Origin of the sequence: Streptomyces sp. 3214.6 (assembly GCF_900129855.1) — a bacterium.
Lineage (GTDB): Bacteria > Actinomycetota > Actinomycetes > Streptomycetales > Streptomycetaceae > Streptomyces > Streptomyces soliscabiei.
This window is the reverse complement of the sequence record NZ_LT670819.1, coordinates 6,492,596-6,512,159: the sequence shown is the minus strand read 5'-3', so window position 1 is coordinate 6,512,159 and position 19,564 is coordinate 6,492,596. Positions and strand designations below refer to the sequence as shown.

Genomic DNA, 19,564 nt, shown 5'->3' with positions numbered 1-19,564 from the left:
GCCCGAGTTGATCCGGTTTCCACCCGTGTAAACGTAAGATTCACGAAATCGTTATGCGAGTGAGTCGAAGCCCGAAAGCCGCGTTCTGACCACGGCCTGACCACGGCCTCACCACGGCATGGACACGACTCGCTCACGGCGGGGCAACCCCCCACGGACCTGGTGCGTCCAACGCTCTGCCTACCATTTCCTTGCCTATTTCTTTTGCTCAGTCGCCCCACAGTCCAGAAGCTCACAAGCCCGCCCCCCAGAAGAAGAGTGCTCTGTGAAAGTCATCAGCATCGTCGGTGCCCGTCCTCAGTTGGTGAAGCTCGCGCCCATCGCGGCGGCGTTCGCCGAGACCGAGCACGAGCACGTCATCGTGCACACCGGGCAGCACTACGACGCCGACCTCTCCGACGTCTTCTTCTCGGGACTCGGCATCCCCGACCCCGACGTCCACCTCGGTGTCGGCTCCGGCAGCCATGGCGTGCAGACCGGCGCCGTCCTCTCGGCGCTCGACCCGGTCCTCGAGCGTGAGCAGCCCGACTGGGTGCTCGTCTACGGCGACACCAACTCCACCATCGCCGGCGCGCTGTCCGCGGTGAAGATGCACCTGCCCGTGGCGCACCTGGAGGCGGGCCTGCGCTCCTTCAACCGGCGGATGCCGGAGGAGCACAACCGCGTCCTCACCGACCACAGCGCCGACCTGCTGCTCGCGCCCACCGAGGAGGCCGTGCGCCACCTCGCCAACGAGGGCCTCGCCGAGCGCACCCGCCTGGCCGGCGACGTGATGGTCGACATCTGCCTGCGCATCCGCGACCAGGTCCGGGCCGGCGAGTTCGCCGCGCCGGAGCTGCCCGAGGGCATCGACCCGGCGAAGCCGTTCCTGCTGGCGACCCTGCACCGCCCGGACAACACCGACGACCCCGAGCGGCTCGCCGCGATCGTCGACTCGCTCGCCAAGCTGCCGGTGCCGGTGGCGCTCGCCGCCCACCCGCGGCTGGTCGCCCGCGCCGAGGAGCACGGCATCGACCTGTCCCAGGGCAACCTGCACGTCGGCCGCCCGCTGCCGTACGCGAGCCTGGTCGCCGCCGTACTGGCCTCGGTCGGCGTGGTCACGGACTCCGGCGGTCTGCAGAAGGAGGCGTTCCTGCTGGAGCGCATCTGCACCACGATCCGCCCGGAGACGGAGTGGGTGGAAACCGTGAACACCGGCTGGAACGTCCTTGTACCCGACCCGCACACGCTGTCGCCCCAGGAGTGGGCCGAGACCGTGACCCGTGCCGTGCCGACCGACGACCCCGGCACTCCGTACGGCGACGGCCGCGCGGCGCACAACGTCGTCCGTCTCATGGAGGAATGGAAGGGGGGCAGCCGGCCCGCATGACATGAAGCAGCGGAACCGGGGCCGTCCACGGCCGCCTTCGGGCGGCCATACGCGAGCCACGATCCGTGCATGTCAGCGTGCTAGCGTCAACCGCTATGTCATCGTCTCCCCCGTCCGGGCCGCCTGCGGAAGGCAAGCGACCGCACGTCATCTACCTCGCCATCGGCTTCCCGCCGGCCGCCAAGAGCTCCACGTACCGGATGCGGGAGACCGCCAACCAGTTCGTGAAGGCGGGCTGGGACGTCACGGTCGTCAACATCGCCCGGGAGTCCTGGGAACTCGACTCGGGCATCGACCTCTCCCTGCTGGAGCAGGTCGACCCCCAGGTGAAGATCGTCGAACTGCCGCTGGCCCGCGAGGACCTCGAGACGGACATCCGCCTCTTCGACGAGGCGCGTGCCCTGGACCCCAACGGCTGGGTCGCAAAGCTGCGCCGCCGCCAGACCGAGACGTTCCCGGAGCCCAACTTCGGTGAGTGGCGCGGCGACCTGGAGCAGGCGGTGCTGCGCATCCACAAGGAGCACCCGGCGGACCTGCTGCTCGCCTCCTGCGTGCCGTACGTGAACCTCGCCGCGGCCTGGAAGCTGTGGGAGGACGCGAAGGTGCCGTACGCGGTGGACTTCCGCGACGGCTGGTCCATCGACGTCATCGACGGCGTCGAGGCCTTCGCCCGCGACTCGGCGGAGGGCCTGTGGGAGCAGAAGATCCTCGACCACGCGGTGTCCCTGTGGGTCGTCAACGACCCGATCGCCGAGCACTACCGCAAGCGCTACCCCGAGTTCGCGAGCCGGGTGCACGTCGTGCGCAACGGCTACGACGCGGACAGCTCGCCGGGCCGGGCGCACAACCCGGACCCCGGCGCCGGTCTGGTCTTCGGCTACCTCGGCACGGTCAACTTCACCGTGCCGCACCTGGAGACGGTGCTGAACGCCTGGCGGGCCGCCAGGGAGAAGGAACCGCTGCTGGCGAACGCGCGCTTCGAGCTGCGCGGCCACCTCGGCAACGGCGCCACCCGCGGTGCGAACCGGCACGCCGAGGTCTTCAAGGAGGCCGAGGCCGACGGCGTCGTCTTCGGCGGTCCCGCCGCCAAGGCCGAGGTCTCCTCGATCTACGCCAGCTGGGACGCGATGGTGCTGATCCTCATCGGCGGCCGGTACGTCACCTCGGGCAAGGTGTACGAGTACATGGCGACCGGCCTGCCGATCGTGTCGGCGCACGCCGCCGAGCACGACGCCTCCAACGTGCTGCGGGGTCACCCGCTGTGGACGGGCGCCCCCGGCATCGACGAGGCGGGCCTGACCGAGTCGTTCATCAAGGCCGCCCACATGGCGGTGGAGACGACCGACGAGGAGCACGCCGAGGCGATGGCCCACGCCGACCAGTTCACTCGTGAGGCGCTGATGTCCGTCGCCGTCAAGAACCTTGTCGAGGAGCTCGCCAAGTGACCGAAGTCCTGCTCGTGGCGTACGTACGGCCGCAGTTCGGCGTGCTCGCCGACGCGGTGCGCAAGTTCAACGCCCAGGGCGCGCGCGTGCACCTGGCGGGCATGTTCGACCTGGAGGCGGAGGGCGTCCCCGAGGAGCTCGCCGCCATAGGGCTCGCCAGTGCGCACCAGCTGCCGCGCACCCTGAAGCACCGCAGCCAGGCGCTCCGCCGCCGGCTCGGCAAGTCCCCGCGCGGCCTGCGCAACTGGACGCAGATCAAGAGCGACCGGTGGCTGCGCTCGCACGGCCGCAAGGCCGATGTGCTCGTCGCCCTGGACGTGGCGACCGTGTACACGGTGTGGCGGCTCGCCGAGTACAACCACACCGCCGCGGCCAAGTTCGGGCTCGCGCCCGCGCTGAAGGCCGTCGAGGAACTGCAGGCGCAGGGCGGCGTCACGGAGCGCCGCTCCTCGGTCCTGCCGCCGCTGCACGCGGTCACCCGTGGCATGAAGCGCAAGGTCGACCAGCTGCCCGCGCAGATCGTGCGGACGGCGACCCCGCGGCCGCTGATGCGGTCCGGCGTCGGCGCCCGGCTGTGGCGCTCGGCGGTGACCGCGCCCGGCATGCCCGTCAGGGTGCGCGCCGCGACCTCGCGGTATGTCGCCGAGGGCATGCAGTGGGCGGGCCGCACCAGCGGCGCCGCGCTGACCCTGGCGGACGCCGCCGCGAAGATCTCCGATCTCCAGATGCGGGCGGACCTCTACTACGAGGGCTGCATGCAGGAGCTGAGGAAGGGCATCAGCCCCCGGTACCTGGGCAAGGCGGTCGCGGCCCAGCTCGCGAACGCCGACTCGCTCTTCGCCAAGGGCAGCACCGACGACTCGGCCGAGGCGATCAACCGCGCCCTGTTCCTGCACTTCCACCGGGTGCTGCACATCGACCAGTTGTCGTCGCCGCTGGCCAAGGACGCCGAGGGCTTCGTGGCCCCGCTGCACCGCTCCAAGGCGTTCCAGGCGCTGAGCCGCCCCCGCGGCCGCAAGGTGCCGGCCGCGCCCGCTCCCACCGACCGCCCGCTGCGGCTGCTGGTGACGACGAGCGCCAACGACAACTTCCTGCACCTGATCAAGGAGCACTTCGCCGATCACCCCGGCGTCGAGCTGCGGTACCTCGACCTGGCGGCGAACAAGCACCTGAAGCGGATCTCCTGGGCGGCCCCGCGCATGCTCAAGGACCGTCTTGCCGACGGCACGAGCGACTACCAGGAAGAGGTCGAGCGTCTGATGCGCCCGCACCTCGACTGGGCCGACACCGTCTTCCTGGAGTGGGCGGCGGGCCCGGCCGGCATGCTCACCTCGATCGACCCGGGCGACACCCGGATCGTGGTGCGCCTGCACAGCTACGAGGCGTTCACGCGCTGGCCGCACATGACGGACTTCTCCCGGATCGACGACCTGATCTTCGTCGCCCCGCACGTGAAGGACCTCACCGCGACGCTCGTGCCGATGCTGCGCGGCGAGCACGCTCCGAAGTTCCACCTCATCGACAACGCCATGGACCTGTCGGGCTTCAACCGGACGAAGCCGGCCGAGGCCCGCTTCAACCTCGGTCTGGTCGGCATCAGCCAGGTCGCCAAGGACCCCAAGTGGGCCCTGGACGTCCTGGAGCGGGTCCGCAAGCACGACGAGCGCTACCGGCTGCTGCTGGTCGGCGGCGACATGGACCCGAAGACCAGCCAGGCCACCCGGCTGTACCTGAACGAGTTCGAGGAGCTGCTGGCCCCGCTGGAGGAGTCCGGCGCGGTGGTCCGGCTCGGCCCGACGGACGACGTCCCGTCGAAGCTCGTCGAGATCGGTACGATCCTCAGCTCGTCGGTGCGTGAGGGCTGCCACGTCGGTCTGATGGAGGGCGCGGCCAGCGGTGCCGTCCCCGTCGTCCGCGACTGGCCGTTCTACGCGGGCAAGCCCAACAGCGCCCGCACCCTCTACCCCGAGGGCTGGGTCGTGTCCTCGCCCGCAGAGGCGGCCGAGCGGATCCTGAAGGTCACGGCCACGGAGGAGTCCTGGCGCGGTGCGGGCGAGCTCGCCACCGAGCACGCGCTGACGGTGTGGGACTGGCCCGTGGTGCAGAAGCACTTCGAGAAGCTGTTCATCGAGGACAACTGACGACGATCAGCGACCGGTTGTACGAGGAAGGGCCCCCGGGAACATCCCGGGGGCCCTTCCTCGTTTGTCTCCTGGCGTTTGCGACAGCGGCGGCTACGGGTGCCGCAGTCGCCACCCCGCCCACGCCGACTCCACCATCTCCCGTACGCCGTGCCGGGCGCTCCAGCCGAGTTCCTCGCGGATGAGGTCGGCGGAGGCCACGACCCGGGCCGGGTCGCCCGGGCGGCGGCCGGTCACGCTCGGCTCGGCGTCCGTGCGGCCGGTGACGTCCCGGATGACGTCGATCATCTCGGTCACCGAAACGCCCTCGCCGCGGCCGATGTTGAGGACCAGCCGGGTCTCGGGATCGGCGGCCAGCCGGCGTGCGGCGGCGACGTGCGCGGAGGCGATGTCCTCGACGTGGATGTAGTCGCGGACGCAGGTGCCGTCGGGCGTCGGGTAGTCGGCGCCGAAGATCCGCGGCGCCTCCCCTGCGTCGAGGCGTTCGAAGACCATCGGCACGAGGTTGAAGACTCCGTCGTCGCCCAGTTCGGGCGTGGCCGCGCCCGCCACGTTGAAGTAGCGCAGCGAGGCCGTCGCGATGCCGTGCCGGGCGCCGGCCGCCGCGACCAGCCACTCGCCGGCGAGCTTGGTCTCGCCGTAGGGGTTGATGGGCGCGCAGGGCGTCTTCTCGGTGACGAGGTCGACGTCCGGCATGCCGTACACGGCGGCGGACGAGGAGAACAGGAACCGGCCGATTCCCGCGGCGACGGCCGCGTCGAGCAGCACCCGCATGCCCTCGACGTTCTCGCGGTAGTAGTACAGCGGCCGGTCCACGGACTCGGCCACCTGCTTCTTGCCCGCGATGTGCACGATGCCGGTCACGGCGTGCTCGCGCAGCACCCGCGCCACAACGTCGCCGTCGAGGACCGTGCCGACCTCCAGCACGACGCCGTCCGGGAGCCGCTCGGCGCGGCCCGTGCTCAGGTCGTCGAGGACGACGACCCGCTCACCTGCGTCCGTCATCGCCTTCACCACATGCGAGCCGATGAAACCGGCACCGCCCGTGATCAGCCAGGTCATGGGAAACCTTTCTGCACCAGGGCCCCGCCCCGGGATACCGGGGCGGGGCCACGGGGTTGTTCTCGTGTCTGCGCCTCAGCCGCCGATGACGACGCGGCGGACGCCCTTCCAGGCCTCCGGGTCCGTCGTACGGCGACCGTCGACCAGGACGGTGACGTCCGGCAGGTCGGCCGGGGTCAGCGTGCGGTACTCGGCGTGGTCGGCCTGCAGGATCGCCGCGGTGACCTTCTCACCGGCGTGCGGGGTCAGACCGTGCGCGGCGAGCTCCTCATCGGTGTACATCGGGTCCGAGACGAACGGGACCGCGCCACGCGCCTTGAGGGCCTCGACGGTCGGGAAAACACCCGAGAAGGCCGTCTCCTTCACTCCACCGCGGTAGGCGGCGCCCAGCACGAGCACGCCCACGCCGGTCAGGTCGCCGTAGGCGGCGGCCAGCAGGTCGACGGCGTACTCGGGCATCGCGGCGTTCGCCTCACGGGCGGAGCGCACGACGGTCGCCGCCGGGTCGTTCCACAGGTACATCCGCGGGTAGATCGGGATGCAGTGGCCGCCCACGGCGATGCCCGGCTGGTGGATGTGGCTGTAGGGCTGCGAGTTGCAGGCCTCGATGACCTTCTTGACGTCGATGTCGTTCTGGTCGGCGAAGCGCGCGAACTGGTTCGCCAGACCGATGTTGACGTCCCGGTAGGTCGTCTCGGCCAGCTTGGCCAGCTCGGAGGCCTCGGCGGTGCCCAGGTCCCACACGCCGTTGGCCTGCGGCAGGTCGGCGCGCTCGTCGAAGTCGAGGACCTGCTCGTAGAACTCCACACCGCGGGCCGTCGACGCCTCGTCGATGCCGCCGACCAGCTTGGGGTAGCGGCGCAGGTCGGCGAAGACCCGGCCGGTCAGGACGCGCTCCGGGGAGAACACCAGGTGGAAGTCCTCGCCGGCGGTCAGACCCGAGCCCTCGGCGAGCATCGGCGCCCAGCGGGTGCGGGTGGTGCCGACCGGCAGCGTGGTCTCGTACGAGACGAGGGTGCCGGGCTTGAGGCCCTGGGCGATCGCCTTCGTCGCGGAGTCCATCCAGCCGAAGTCCGGGGTGCCCTCGGCGTCCACGAACAGCGGGACGACCACGACGACGGCCTCGGACTCGGCGACCGCGGACGCGGTGTCCGTGGTCGCGCTCAGCAGCCCGGCGTCGACGGCCTGCTTCAGCTTGACGTCCAGGTCGTGCTCACCGGGGAACGGCTCGACGCCGGCGTTGACCAGCTCGACGACCTTCTCGTTGACGTCCGCGCCGATGACCCGGTGGCCCTTGGAGGCGAACTGCACGGCCAGCGGGAGGCCAATTTTGCCGAGTGCTACTACACAGATGTTCATGGAGGGTCGCTACTTCCTTTTGGAACCGGTCGGCTTCTTGAAACCGGCGGACTTCAACTTTCTGACGCCGACCGCCCGCACGCGGACGGCCAGGGACTTCAACTTCTCGACGGGAGCTGCCAGCGCCCGCAGGACCAGGGTCCTCCTCGGCGGATGCATCTGGGCCGTGTCGATCACGACCCGCCCCTTGTCGTTCACGATGGCCGACGCCCGGTAGGGGTCCCCCTCCCGGCCCCACTGGCGGGCCAGCGGCATGGGCAGATCCTGGCCCCGCACGGGCACCTCGTACGTGGCGCCTGCCACGTCCAGGTATACCCGCACGCCCCGCTTCGCGGTGACGTGGTCCAGCGGAACCCGGGCGTGCAGCACCGTGCCGGCGCCGTCCGCTCCGGGCTCCGACCGTATCTCGCCCACCGGCGCGGGCAGTCGGTGGTCCGCCTTCAGCCGGCGCGCCCCGGGCTTGTCCGCCGACTTCGGCATGGCCTTCCCCGCCAGCCGCAGCGCCGCGCCGTCGACGTCGCCGACGACCTGCACCCGCACGGACACCGTGTAGGTGAGCGCCTCGCCCTGCTGGTCCCAGGCCGAGGTAAGCAGCCGGGTGCCCTTCGCGAGCGGGGCGGCCACCGACTCGTCGAGCACCTCGTAGACCCGGTCGGCCAGGCCGATGCGCGGGTCGCGGAAGCCGGGGTAGCGGGCATGGGCGCGGCCGCCCTCCACGACGAACGTGGGCGCCCCGTCGTCCAGCTCCGAGCTGATCGCCTCGACCAGCTCGTCGATCGCGCCGGCCTGTGCCAGCGCGATGCGCACCCGCCGCTTGACGTCCATCGCGTCGCGGATGCCGTCGGTGAAGTAGACGTCGGCGAGCCGCGCGATGCCCGCGCAGATCTGCCGCTGCACCTCGCGCTCCAGGTCGGGGAAGTCGTCCTGGACGAGCTTGGCGAGTTCCCAGGTGAAGTGCCGGCGCAGCACATGGTCGCGCTCGGGGCCCGCCTCGATGAGACCCGCCGTGAAGTCCATGATCTCGGCCGTGGCCCGCAGCCGCGCCAGATGGTCGGCGCGGTAGGTGATGTTGCTGGCGTCGCCCCGCTTGACCGCGTAGTAGCAGGTGTAGTCGGCCACCACCGAGATCTTCTTCGCGCGCACGCACGCCTCGATGGTGAACGGCTGGTCGCTGCCCACCGGCAGGTGCTCGGGGAAGCGCAGCTTGTACTTCTCGACCAGGTCCCGGCGGAACAGCTTGGTGTTGGCCAGGGTGAAGGGCAGCGCGGAGTCGTACAGGCTGACGTCCGGGTCGCTCTCCTTGTACAGCGCCTGGTGCACGTACCGGCCGTTGGTGCCGACCATCTTGCCGACCACCACGTCCGAGCCGTGCTTGTCGGCGCACTTCACCATGCGCTCCAGGGCTTCCTCGCCGAGGTAGTCGTCGGAGCCGATGAAGTACACGTACCGGCCGGTGGCCACCTCCAGCGCCCGGTTGCTGGGCGCGGCGGGGCCGCCGGAGTTGGGCTGGTGGATCACCTTGACGGTGTCCGGGTACAACGCCGCGAAACGGTCCAGCTCGGGCCCGCTGTCGTCGGTGGAGCCGTCGTCGACGGCGACGATCTCCAGCCGCTCCCGGCCGATGCTCTGCCCGACCAGCGAGTTCAGGCACTCGGTCAGATACGGCATCGTGTTGTAGACGGCAACGATGACGCTGACGTCAGGCGCAGCACTCATTCTCCGGCTCCTGGTCTCCGACAGCCGACGGCCGGCTGGGTCCTGCGGGGAAAGTCTCACAGAACATAGGAGTCCCGCCGAGCACGCACCGTTCCCCCGATGTGTGATGCTCAGCTGCCATCTGCGGCCAGGTCCTCCGGCTGAAGGGACACGCTGTTACCCGTGGTCGCCGACTCCAGCACCGCGGCGGCCACCTCGACGGTGCGCATGCCCTGGCGCAGGGTGCAGATGTCGGCGGGCTTGCCGAGCACCGCGTCCCGGAACAGCTCGTGCTCGACCTGCAGCGGCTCACGCTTGGGGATGGCGTACCGGATCATGTCGCCCTCGGAGACACCGCGGAAGGCCCGCAGGGCCTCCCACTCGGTGGTCACCGCGGCGTTGGAGTGGAACGTGAGGTCGGCGGTGAGGGTGTCGGCGATGAAGCAGCCGCGCTCACCGGTGACCGAGGTGAACCGCTCCTTGAGCGGGCTCAGCCAGTTCACCAGGTGGTTGACCATGGTGTCGTCGTCGAGCCGACCCACCGCGGAGACCATGTCCTCGTGCTCGCGGCCGCTCTTGGAGACGGTGTGCGCGGCGATGGACACGTACTGGCGGCCGGTGACCCAGCCGGTGAGGTCGATGTCGTGCGTGGCGAGGTCCTTGACCACGCCGACGTCCGCGATGCGGTGCGGGAACGGGCCCTGGCGGCGGGTGACGACCTGGTAGACGTCACCGAGCTCGCCGGCCTCCAGCCGCGCGCGCAGCGACATCAGCGCCGGGTTGCAGCGCTCGATGTGACCGACGCCGGCCACCAGCGAGCGCGACTCGAACGCCTCGACGAGGCGACGGGCGCCCTGCACGGTCTCCGCGACCGGCTTCTCGATCAGCGCGCAGACGCCGGCCGCGGCGAGCGCCAGGCCGACCTCCTCGTGCAGGTGCGTGGGACAGGCCACGACGGCGTAGTCCACACCGAGGGCGATGAGCTCCTCGACGGTGTCCAGAATCGGCACGCCCTGGGCTGCGCCGAACTTGTCGCCCATCGGGTCGACGACGGCGACGAGCTCGACGCCGTCCAGACCCGCCAGGACACGGGCGTGGTGACGCCCCATGGAACCGAGGCCGACGAGACCCGCTCGCAGCGACTTCCCGGTGCTCACAGCTGCTCCCCCAGAGCATTGACGGCGGTGACGATGCGCTCCAGGTCCTGCGCCGACAGGGCCGGGTGGACGGGCAGCGACACGACCTCGGCGGCCGCGCGGTCCGTCTCGGGCAGGTCCCAGGTGCGACCCGCCTTCTGGTCCGGCTCCCAGTACGGCTTCAGCCGGTGGATGGGCGTCGGGTAGTACACGGCGTTGCCGATGCCGGCCTCGGTCAGCTTGGCCATGGCGGCGTCGCGGTCACCCTGGATACGCACCGTGTACTGGTGGTAGATGTGCCGGGCGCCCTCGGCGAGCTTCGGCGTGATCACGTTCGGCGCGGTGATGTGCTCGGTGAGGTACGCGGCGTTGGCGATGCGCTGCTCGGTCCAGCCGTCCAGCTTGCGGCGCTGGACGCGGCCGATGGCGGCGGAGACGTCCGTCATGCGCACGTTGGCGCCGACGATCTCGTTGGCGTAGCGCTTCTCCATGCCCTGGTTGCGCAGCAGGCGCAGGGTGCGGGCGGTCTCCGCGTCCCCGGTGGAGATCATGCCGCCCTCGAGGCTGTGCATGTTCTTCGTCGGGTAGAAGCTGAACGTGCCGACGGCGCCGAAGGCGCCGACCGGGGTGCCGTTCAGGGCGGCCGCGTGGGCCTGGCAGGCGTCCTCGACGACGGCGAGGCCGTGCTGCTCGGCGATCGCCATGATCTTGTCCATGGCGGCCGGGTGCCCGTACAGGTGCACCGGCATGATCGCGGCGGTGCGCGGCGACAGGGCCGCCTCGACCGCGGCCGGGTCCAGGCAGTACGTCTGCGGGTCGATGTCGGCGAAGACCACGTCGGCGCCGACCAGCCGCACCGCGTTGGCGGAGGCGGCGAAGGAGAACGACGGCACGATGACCTCGTCGCCCGGGCCGAGACCGAGGGCGAGCAGCGCCAGGTGCAGCGCGGAGGTACCGGAGTTGACCGCGACGCAGTGGCGTCCGCCGACCACGTCCGAGAACTCCTCCTCGAAGGCGGCCACCTCTGGCCCCTGGACGACCATGCCGCTGCGCAGCACGCGCACCGCGGCGTCGATCTCCTCCTCGCCGATCACGGGTTTGGCGGCCGGAATGAACTCATGGGCGTCGGTCATCGACATCCCCTCCTCTACGGCGACCTCGAAGGCGCACCACGTCATGCATGGTCGGGAAGGGACCGTGTCGAAGTGCAGCACGGCCGCATCCCTGGTTGTCCGCCGGTGCCTGTGGGCGGGCGGACGGCTTTGTACACAGGGCCCCGCCCCGTGCGGGTTCCTTGCGGGAAGTCAGCCGTGTCCGGCTGGAAGACCGGATGCGCTCATCGGCTGTGGTCACGGTGTGCATGTCTTTGGCCACCGGGACCAGAGTGCACGTTACCAGCCCGGAGACGGCGATTTTCCCCAGGGTTATCACAGCGAAACCCACCGCGCGGGTGCCCTCCATCACAAGCGAGACACAGAGTAACTCTCCCATGAACTCAGGGCGACGCGGGCATGTCGGGGCGGTTACGGCACCGGCGCGGGCACCCGGACGTACCGGGTACCCGCGCCGCCGCTGTCGGCCCGAGCCGGACGTCAGTCCTCCGTCGAGGCCGAGACGGCCGGGGCGCTCGTCTGCGCCGCCGCCGTCTTCTTCGACACGGCCTTCGCCGCCTTCTTGGCGGTCGTCTTCTTGGCGACGGTCTTCTTCGCGGCCGTCTTCTTGGCTGCCGCCGTCTTCTTGGTGGCGGCCTTCTTCGCCGTGGCCTTCTTAGCCGTCTTGCGGGCGGCCGTCTTCTTCGCCGGAGCGGCCTCCGCCTCCTCGGCGGGCGCCTCGGTGTCCGCGGCCTCCTCGGTCGCGGGCTCCGTCACGGCCGACGGGACGACCATGACGGCCGTCTCCTCGGACGCGGTCGGCGCGGTGGCCTTGCGCACGGCGCGGCGCCGCGGGCGGGCCGGGGCCGCGCTCTCGGCGACGGGCTCGTCGGGCTGTGTCGCCTCGGCCTGCTCCACCGGAGCGACTTCGGCGACGGGAGCCTCCACGACAGGGGCCTGCGCGGGCGCCGACTCGGCGACCGTCACCACGGCGGCCTCGGCCCCCGCCGGCGAACCGGCCGGCGCGGACACCTTGCGGGTGGCGCGACGACGCGTACGGCCCTTGGGCGCGGCCTCGTCGACGACGGCGGCCTCGGCGGCCGGAGCCTCGACGACCGGGTCCTCGACGGCGACCGGCTCGGCGTGCGCGGCGACGGCCTCGGCCGGCTGCACCGGACGCCCGGCCTCCGCCTCGACGGTGACCTCCTGCGCGGTGGGTGCCTCCACGACCGCTTCCACGACCGGCTCGGCGACCTGTTCGGCGACCGGCTCGGCGGGCTCCGGCGTGGCGAACGTCCCGGAGCCGCCCGCCCTGCGCGACTGACCGCCGCGCGGCGCACCCGCCGGAGCGGACGCCCGGCGGCTCGCCCGGCGCCGGCCCCGGCCACGCGTGGCAGCGGCCTCCGCCTCGGCGATGCTGCTGTACAGCTCCTCGTCGGCCGCGAACTCCGGCGCGGCGAGCGCGACGGGCTCGGCCACCTCGGCGGCGATCTCGGCCTCGGTCTCCGCCTCCAGCTCGACGCTCACGAGGGGCTCGACGACCTCGGCCGCCACCGTCTCGTGCTCGTGCTCATGGGCGTCGCCACCGCGGCCGCGCTTCTTGCGCTTGCCACCGCCGCCGACGGCGGCCGGCTGCTCCATGTGGACGATGACGCCGCGCCCGTTGCAGTGCACACAGGTCTCGGAGAACGACTCCAGCAGGCCCTGCCCGACCCGCTTACGGGTCATCTGCACGAGCCCCAGCGACGTCACCTCGGCGACCTGGTGCTTCGTACGGTCGCGGCCCAGGCACTCGAGGAGCCGGCGCAGCACCAGGTCCCGGTTGGACTCCAGCACCATGTCGATGAAGTCGATCACGATGATGCCGCCGAGGTCGCGCAGCCGCAGCTGGCGCACGATCTCCTCGGCCGCCTCCAGGTTGTTCCTGGTGACCGTCTCCTCCAGGTTGCCGCCCTGGCCGGTGAACTTGCCGGTGTTGACGTCGACGACGACCATCGCCTCGGTCCGGTCGATCACCAGCGAACCGCCGCTGGGCAGCCAGACCTTGCGGTCCAGCGCCTTGGCGAGCTGCTCGTCGATCCGGTAGGTGGCGAAGGCGTCGACCTCGGACGTCCACCTCGACAACCGCTCGGCCAGGTCGGGCGCGACATGCGAGACGTAGCCGTGGATCGTCGACCAGGCCTCGTCACCGCTGACGACGACCTTGGAGAAGTCCTCGTTGAAGATGTCGCGCACGACCCGGACGGTCATGTCCGGCTCGCCGTACAGCAGCGTCGGGGCGTTGCCGCTCTTGGCCTTCTTCTGGATCTCCTCCCACTGCGCCTGGAGCCTCTCGACGTCACGGCGCAGCTCGTCCTCGCTGGCACCCTCGGCGGCGGTGCGCACGATGACGCCCGCGTCCTCGGGGACGATCTTCTTGAGGATCGTCTTCAGCCGGGCCCGCTCGGTGTCGGGCAGCTTGCGGCTGATGCCGGTCATCGAGCCCTCGGGCACGTACACGAGGTAGCGGCCCGGGAGGGAGACCTGGCTGGTCAGCCGGGCGCCCTTGTGCCCGATCGGGTCCTTCGTCACCTGGACGAGGACCGACTGACCCGACTTGAGGGCGGCCTCGATGCGGCGCGGGCCGTTGGCCATGCCCAGTGCCTCGAAGTTGACCTCACCGGCGTAGAGCACCGCGTTGCGGCCCTTGCCGATGTCGATGAAGGCGGCCTCCATCGACGGCAGCACGTTCTGGACCTTGCCCAGGTAGACGTTGCCGACGTACGAGGTGGCCTGCTCCTTGTTGACGTAGTGCTCGACGAGCACGCCGTCCTCCAGGACACCGATCTGGGTGCGCTCGCCGCTCTGGCGGACGACCATCACCCGCTCGACGGCCTCGCGGCGGGCCAGGAACTCGGCCTCGGTGATGATCGGGACGCGACGACGCCCCTGCTCACGGCCTTCCCGGCGGCGCTGCTTCTTGGCCTCCAGACGCGTGGAGCCCTTGATGGACTGCACCTCGTCGGACGGCTCGGAGGGCTTGCGCGGCTCGCGGACCTTGACGACCGTGCGCTCGGGGTCTCCGTCACCCGTCTCGGCCTCGGTCGAGGAGTCCCCGGCGCGGCGACGGCGACGACGGCGACGACGGCTTCCGGCGGTGGAGCCACCGGCCCCGTCCTCCGCGTCCTCGGCGTCCTCGTCCTCCTGCTCGGCGGTGTCCTCGGCGTCCTGCTCGGCCTGCTCGGCGGCGAGGTCGTCGGCCTCGGCGTCCCCGGCCTCCCCCTCGCCGTCGGCGGCATCGCCACGACGACGGCGACGGCCGCCACGGCGGCGACGGCGGCGCGAACCGGTCTCCTCGCTCTCGTCGTCACCCTCGACGACGTCCTCGGCGGCCTCCTCGGCCTCCTCGGGCTCCTCCTCGGCGGCGGGCGCGCCGGTCACGGCGGCGGCCGGAGCGGCGGTCTCGGTCTCCTCGACCGCGGGGGCGCCGCGGCGGCGACGGCGACGGCGCGAACCGGCCGGCTCCTCCACCGGGGGCTCCGCGGCCTCCTCGGGCTCCTCGGCCTCGACGACCTCCTCGGCCACGGCGGCGGCAGCCTCGGCCGCGGCCCGCTGCGGCGTCTGGAACTGCGGCTCGGCGAACACGGGCGCCTGGAACACGGCGACCGCGGGCCGCGCAGGGCGACGCGGCGCGTCCTCCTCGCCGTCGCCCTTCACCGGCTCGGGCGCGGAGAAGCCACCGGCGGCCCGCCGGACCACTCGACGACGGCCACGCCGCGGACCGGCGTCCTCGTCGGCCTGAGCGGCAGGGGCCTCGACGGCCTTCGGCTCTTCGACAGCGGCGGCAGAAGCGGCAGCGGCGGCGGGAGCGGTGACAACCGGTTCGGCGGCCGCCGCGGTCACCTCCGCCGCTTCGGACGCCTCGGTCACTTCGGTGACCTCGGCCTCGGCGGGCGCGGAGACCCGGCGCGTGGCGCGACGGCGGGTACGGGGAGCGGCCTCGGCGGGAGCCGCGTCGGCCACGGCAGGGGCCTCGGCGTCGGCGGCGGGCGTCTCGACCTCCGGGGCCGGGGCGCCGGCGGGCGCGGTCGCCCGGCGGGTGGCCCTGCGCCGCGTACGGGGCGCGGGCGCCTCGTCGGCCACCGGGGCGGCGGGCGCGGTCTCGGACTCTGCGGCGGGCTGTTCCACGACGGCGACCTCCTGGGCGGCGGTCTCGACGACCTCGGCCGGAGCCGCTCCGGCGGGCGCGGACACGCGACGCGTGGCCCGGCGGCGGGTACGGCGAGGAGCGGCGTCCTCGACGGCGGTTTCCTCGACCGCGGCCTCATCGGCGGCGGCCTGCTCGGCGAGCGGCTCGGCGGCGGCCACGGGCACGACCGTCTCGGCGGCCTCGGCGGCGGCCGGAGCGCCGGCGGGCGCGGAGGCACGGCGGGTGGCCCGGCGCCGCGTACGAGGCGCGGCCTCGGCGGCTTCCTCGACCGCCGCGGCCTCTTCGGCTTCCTTGGCCTTGACGTCGGCGGTCCGCAGATCCTCCTCCGCCAGCTCCTCGACGGACTCCACGGCCGGTATGGCCGGCGTGGTGATCTCGGCCGAGGTGTCGGCGGCGGCGACCGGCGGACCCGCCGGGCGGGAAGCGGCACGGCGCCGACGACGCGGCGGCAGGGTGTCGCTGGGGGTGTTCGATTCGGAGTCCGTCACGGACTCTGCGGATTCTGTTGGCTCGAGCATGCGGGCGTTTCTCCCGTCAGGCTCCCGGGCGCCGCACCTGGTCCGGCGTCGATCACGGGGGATCGATCGCCGTTGACGTCCGCGGCTCGCGCGATGCGCGGTGCCGCCGTCCGGGGCGCGGGCGCCGCACGGGAGCTCTCTGTGTCCTGTCTCGCCGGTTCCGTACGCCGAATGCGTACGGCCTGGCGAAAGTCTTCTGGTCGGTGCGCTGCCCGACCCAGGTGGCTCCCGAGTCCGAGGGCGGCGCTACGACGTCCGTCCCTTCGCGGAACCTTCCCTACGCGGGCGCCTTCGCGGCGGCAGCGGGTACGGCCGTTGTGGGGGCCTGTGCTGCCTCGCGGTCGGGCGCGAGCGGGTCGGTCACCGTGCCGGTCTCTTCATCGAAAAGCCCCTGCGCCAGCCTGGTCACCGCTGCGGGGACCGGCGGCGCCAGGTCGGCCACGGCGCGGAGACCGGACAGGACGTCGTCGGGTCGTACGGCAGGCGTCACGTGCCGAACAACCAGCCGCAGTATCGCACAGGGCTGGTCGGTAGGCCTATCAGCAGGTTCACTGTGCGTCTCAAGTTGTACGACCGCGGCCCTGGCGTCGAAGGTGCGGACGCCGTTCTTGGTCATGCGCTGGACCTCTACGGTGTCGGCCTCGTTGAAGGCCTCCACCGCGCGATCGGCGTCGGCCGGGTCCACCCCCGCCAGCCGCAGCTCCCAGACGGAGGCCGTCAGCCGGTCGGCGAGCCCCGACGTCCGGGCCTCGACCGCGTCGACGACGTCGAGCCCGGCGGGCAGCGACTCGTCGAGGAGGATTCTCAGCTTCTCCGGGTCACGCGCCGCGGTCAGCGCGATCTCCAGGTACTCCGCCTCACTGCCCGTGCCGGTGGGTGCGGCATTGGCGTACGACACCTTCGGATGCGGCGTGAACCCCGCCGAGTACGCCATCGGCACCTCGGCACGGCGCAACGCACGCTCGAAGGCGCGCTGGAAGTCACGGTGGCTGGTGAACCGGAGGCGGCCGCGCTTGGTGTAGCGCAGTCGGATGCGCTGCACCGCGGGTGCGGGCGGCGGGCCTTCGGGCTGTCGCTTGCCCAGTGTCGTTCAGTCCTTCGTGAGAGCGGTCGTACTCCTACCAAGAGTACGTGTCTCGCCCTCCGATGGTTCCCGCCGGACGACGGCCTCCCGCTCGATCGGCTTCCCGGACTGCCCGAAGAGCATCCGGCGCACGTCCTCGCGGGCCTGCCGGGCCGTCTCCCGGGCGGCTGCCAGAGTCTGCCGGACGGTGCGGCCCACGCTGCGCGCGGCCCGGGCCGCGGGACGCAGCACGGCGTCCCGGACGAGGTGCCCGACCGGGGTGAGGACGGTCCGGTACGCCCAGCGCACCGGCTCGACGAAGATCCACCGGAAGAGGGTGCCGAGGAACCGTCCGACAGCGAGCGAGATCCGTCCGGCGATCCGCCAGGCGTGCCCGAGGGCGTCCCCCACCTCCCGCGCGAGAACCGCGAGGAAACGCCCGACGGGAGCGAGCACCCAGCGCCACAGAGCCAGCGCGGGCAGCACGACCACGATCCGGGTGATCCAGTACAGGACGAAACCGATCCCCCTGACCAGCATCACCAGACCCAGCCACACCCCTCGCGCGCACCAGCCGATCGCCCGCCCGACCGGCGCGAGGATCCACGCGTGGACCCAGCGGGCCGGAACGACGACGAGGTACCGCACCAGCCACGCCACACCGGAGTACGCGCCGACGCCGACGACGGCGAGGACGGCCCCGATCCCCTTCAGCAGCCAGAGCGCCGCAAGGCCGACGGGCGTCAGCACGCGCGCGTACACCCACGCCAGTCCGGCCCCGGTCCCCCGCGCCAGCCACGCGATGCCGTGCCCGACCGGGGTGAGGACGTACCCGTAGAGCCACACCGCCGGCACGACGAGCAGCACCTTCCCGAGCAGGCCGAGCACCCGGCCCACGGGGACCACGACGTACCGCCACAGCCCGATCAGCGGCCAGACGAACAGCGCCTTCCCCAGCCACAACAGGGCTCGCCCCAGCGGCCGGAGGACCGTGTCCCTGAGGAACCGTCCGACGACGACGAGCGCGTCCCACACCATCCGCACGGGCACGACCAGCACGAGCACGACGATCCGCACGGGCAGCCTGATCGCGACGACGAGACACCCCTCGGGCGCCCGGTCGGGCGTCCGGGTGGGGGGCCCGGTGGGCGCCTGTGCAGGCGGTGCGGCGGGCGGCTTCTGCAGGTCCATGTCGGCGTAGACGCTACAGGCGCCCCGGCGGATGCACTGACCAGCCGGAACGCAGCCTTCAAGGCGTCGTCACCTCTTCCGGGTCCTGGCCGCCTTGCCGGCCCTGGAGGCCTTCGGCCGACGGACCGGGGCGGCCGACCGGGGCACGGCCCTGACGTGCTGGACGGAGAACTCCCGGTTGGTCGCGGTCTGTTGACGGATGGCGTCGGGCAGGTCCGGCATCGCCAGCAGCGCGTCGCAGGCCCGGACGGCGGCCGTGTGGTCACCGACCCAGTAGGCGCAGATGGAGAACTCGAAGAGCAGACCCCACTGGTACACCCACGACTTGGTGAACAGCAGGTCGTCCGGCTCGCGGGCGCCGACGACCCCGCCGAGCAGGGCGTACGCGGTGTGATAGCGGCTCTGCAGGCGCAGTCGCGAGGCCAGTTCGTAGACGGCTTCGAGGCGGGCGGGGCGGGACTCCCAGGCGCGGGAGAACGCGTCCATGGCGCCGGGCCAGTCGTCGGCCTTCTCCGCTTTGAGGATCCCTGCCTCCAGAAGCGAGCAGTACACCTCCTCGCCCCAGCCGCCGAGGCCGGCCCGCCGCTCGTACAGCGCGATCGCCTCATCCACGTGTCCCAGGTCGCGTTCGGTGTTGGCGAGGTAGAAGACGGTGCGCGGGTTGTTGGGATCGCGCTCCAACTCGCTCCGCAGCAGGCGCGCGTCGCGCTCGAACTTGTCGCTGCGACAGCCGCCGTCGGCGTGGTCCTCGATGACGAGCGCGTCCAGGTTCTCCTGCCGATCGGGCTCGTCGGTGCACGGGTACTCGTGGGTGACGCCCTCGTAGCGCCAGGCCCAGTCGCCGCGCATGAGGTGCTTGAAGCGGTGCTGCGTGCCCGGAGTGTCGTAGCGCAGCATGTACGAGCCCGCCGTCAGCCGGGGCAGCGGGGCGTCCTGACGCATGACGTGGTCGGCGTCGAGGGTGAGCAGGTAGTCGGCCTTGCGGCGGGCGTGCTGGATGTTCTGCGTGCGGTTGTGCCCGAAGTCGACCCAGGGTTCCTCGTGGAGCTCGCCCGGGATGCCGTCGAGCACCTTGCGGATCAGCTCCTGCGTGCCGTCCGTGGAACCGGTGTCGGAGATCACCCAGTAGTCGATGAGGGGGCGGACGGACTCCAGGCAGCGTTCGATCACCCGCGACTCGTCCTTGACGATCATGCACAGGCACAGGGTCTGCTGTTTCACGGGCGTCAAGGTGACACAGGCCTGGTGCGGGGCCGCTCATCCACGCGCGAAGCGGGCCGCAACGCTCCCCGAACGGCCGCGAAA

General features: G+C 71.7%; 12 protein-coding genes. 3 read left to right on the top strand and 9 right to left on the bottom strand.

From position 1 onward, the window contains the following. Nucleotides 1–265 precede the first annotated feature (265 nt). From wecB to B5557_RS29430, 3 genes are all read left to right on the top strand, one after another. Nucleotides 266–1,369, top strand: coding sequence for a non-hydrolyzing UDP-N-acetylglucosamine 2-epimerase (wecB, locus tag B5557_RS29440; RefSeq protein WP_079662293.1), 1,104 nt, complete (start codon nt 266–268; stop codon nt 1,367–1,369). 200 nt (nt 1,370–1,569) lie between these two features. Further along, nucleotides 1,570–2,814, top strand: coding sequence for a glycosyltransferase (locus B5557_RS29435; RefSeq protein WP_173877868.1), 1,245 nt, complete (start codon nt 1,570–1,572; stop codon nt 2,812–2,814). Then, entirely contained in the window at nt 2,811–4,955 is a 2,145-nt protein-coding gene (locus B5557_RS29430) for a glycosyltransferase family 1 protein (protein WP_079662291.1), read from the top strand. Before B5557_RS29435 ends, B5557_RS29430 begins: the two co-directional genes overlap by 4 nt. Nucleotides 4,956–5,048: 93 nt before the next feature. Here B5557_RS29430 and galE read toward each other — a convergent pair whose 3' ends face one another. The 9 genes from galE to B5557_RS29385 form a co-directional block, all read right to left on the bottom strand. Next, on the bottom strand, nt 5,049–6,017 hold the full coding sequence (gene galE / locus B5557_RS29425; protein WP_079662290.1) for a UDP-glucose 4-epimerase GalE: 969 nt from the start codon (nt 6,015–6,017) through the stop codon (nt 5,049–5,051). A gap of 75 nt (nt 6,018–6,092) precedes the next feature. Further along, nucleotides 6,093–7,376 (bottom strand): nucleotide sugar dehydrogenase, encoded by a 1,284-nt coding sequence (locus tag B5557_RS29420; protein WP_079662289.1) that lies wholly within the window; start codon nt 7,374–7,376, stop codon nt 6,093–6,095. 9 nt (nt 7,377–7,385) lie between these two features. Continuing rightward, a complete protein-coding gene (locus B5557_RS29415) occupies nt 7,386–9,092 on the bottom strand; it encodes a glycosyltransferase family 2 protein (RefSeq protein WP_079662288.1) in 1,707 nt (568 codons plus the stop codon). 110 nt (nt 9,093–9,202) lie between these two features. Beyond that, a complete protein-coding gene (locus B5557_RS29410; RefSeq protein WP_079662287.1) occupies nt 9,203–10,228 on the bottom strand; it encodes a Gfo/Idh/MocA family protein in 1,026 nt (341 codons plus the stop codon). Continuing rightward, nucleotides 10,225–11,340: a DegT/DnrJ/EryC1/StrS family aminotransferase gene (locus B5557_RS29405; protein ID WP_099938207.1), complete on the bottom strand. Its 1,116-nt coding sequence runs from the start codon at nt 11,338–11,340 to the stop codon at nt 10,225–10,227. The genes B5557_RS29410 and B5557_RS29405 overlap by 4 nt, the downstream gene beginning before the upstream one ends. A 459-nt stretch (nt 11,341–11,799) precedes the next feature. Continuing rightward, complete coding sequence (locus tag B5557_RS29400; RefSeq protein WP_107472645.1) at nt 11,800–16,005, bottom strand: ribonuclease E/G; 4,206 nt, start codon at nt 16,003–16,005, stop codon at nt 11,800–11,802. A gap of 277 nt (nt 16,006–16,282) precedes the next feature. Beyond that, entirely contained in the window at nt 16,283–17,047 is a 765-nt protein-coding gene (locus B5557_RS29395) for a TIGR03936 family radical SAM-associated protein (RefSeq protein WP_079662284.1), read from the bottom strand. A 48-nt stretch (nt 17,048–17,095) separates the two neighbouring features. Beyond that, the gene (locus B5557_RS29390; protein ID WP_079662283.1) at nt 17,096–18,259 is read right to left on the bottom strand and encodes a hypothetical protein; all 1,164 of its coding nucleotides are present in this window, start codon (nt 18,257–18,259) and stop codon (nt 17,096–17,098) included. Nucleotides 18,260–18,328: 69 nt separating this feature from the next. Next, a complete protein-coding gene (locus B5557_RS29385; RefSeq protein ID WP_231976068.1) occupies nt 18,329–19,480 on the bottom strand; it encodes a glycosyltransferase in 1,152 nt (383 codons plus the stop codon). Between the last annotated feature and the right edge of the window lie 84 nt (nt 19,481–19,564).

Bases quoted from the DNA above. Each gene is read 5' to 3' on its own strand.
- B5557_RS29435 (WP_173877868.1), top strand. From the start codon at position 1,570: ATGCGGGAGACCGCCAACCAGTTCGTGAAGGCGGGCTGGGACGTCACG.
- galE (WP_079662290.1), bottom strand. From the start codon at position 6,017: ATGACCTGGCTGATCACGGGCGGTGCCGGTTTCATCGGCTCGCATGTG.
- B5557_RS29420 (WP_079662289.1), bottom strand. From the start codon at position 7,376: ATGAACATCTGTGTAGTAGCACTCGGCAAAATTGGCCTCCCGCTGGCC.
- B5557_RS29415 (WP_079662288.1), bottom strand. From the start codon at position 9,092: ATGAGTGCTGCGCCTGACGTCAGCGTCATCGTTGCCGTCTACAACACG.
- B5557_RS29405 (WP_099938207.1), bottom strand. From the start codon at position 11,340: ATGACCGACGCCCATGAGTTCATTCCGGCCGCCAAACCCGTGATCGGC.
- B5557_RS29400 (WP_107472645.1), bottom strand. From the start codon at position 16,005: ATGCTCGAGCCAACAGAATCCGCAGAGTCCGTGACGGACTCCGAATCG.
- B5557_RS29390 (WP_079662283.1), bottom strand. From the start codon at position 18,259: ATGGACCTGCAGAAGCCGCCCGCCGCACCGCCTGCACAGGCGCCCACC.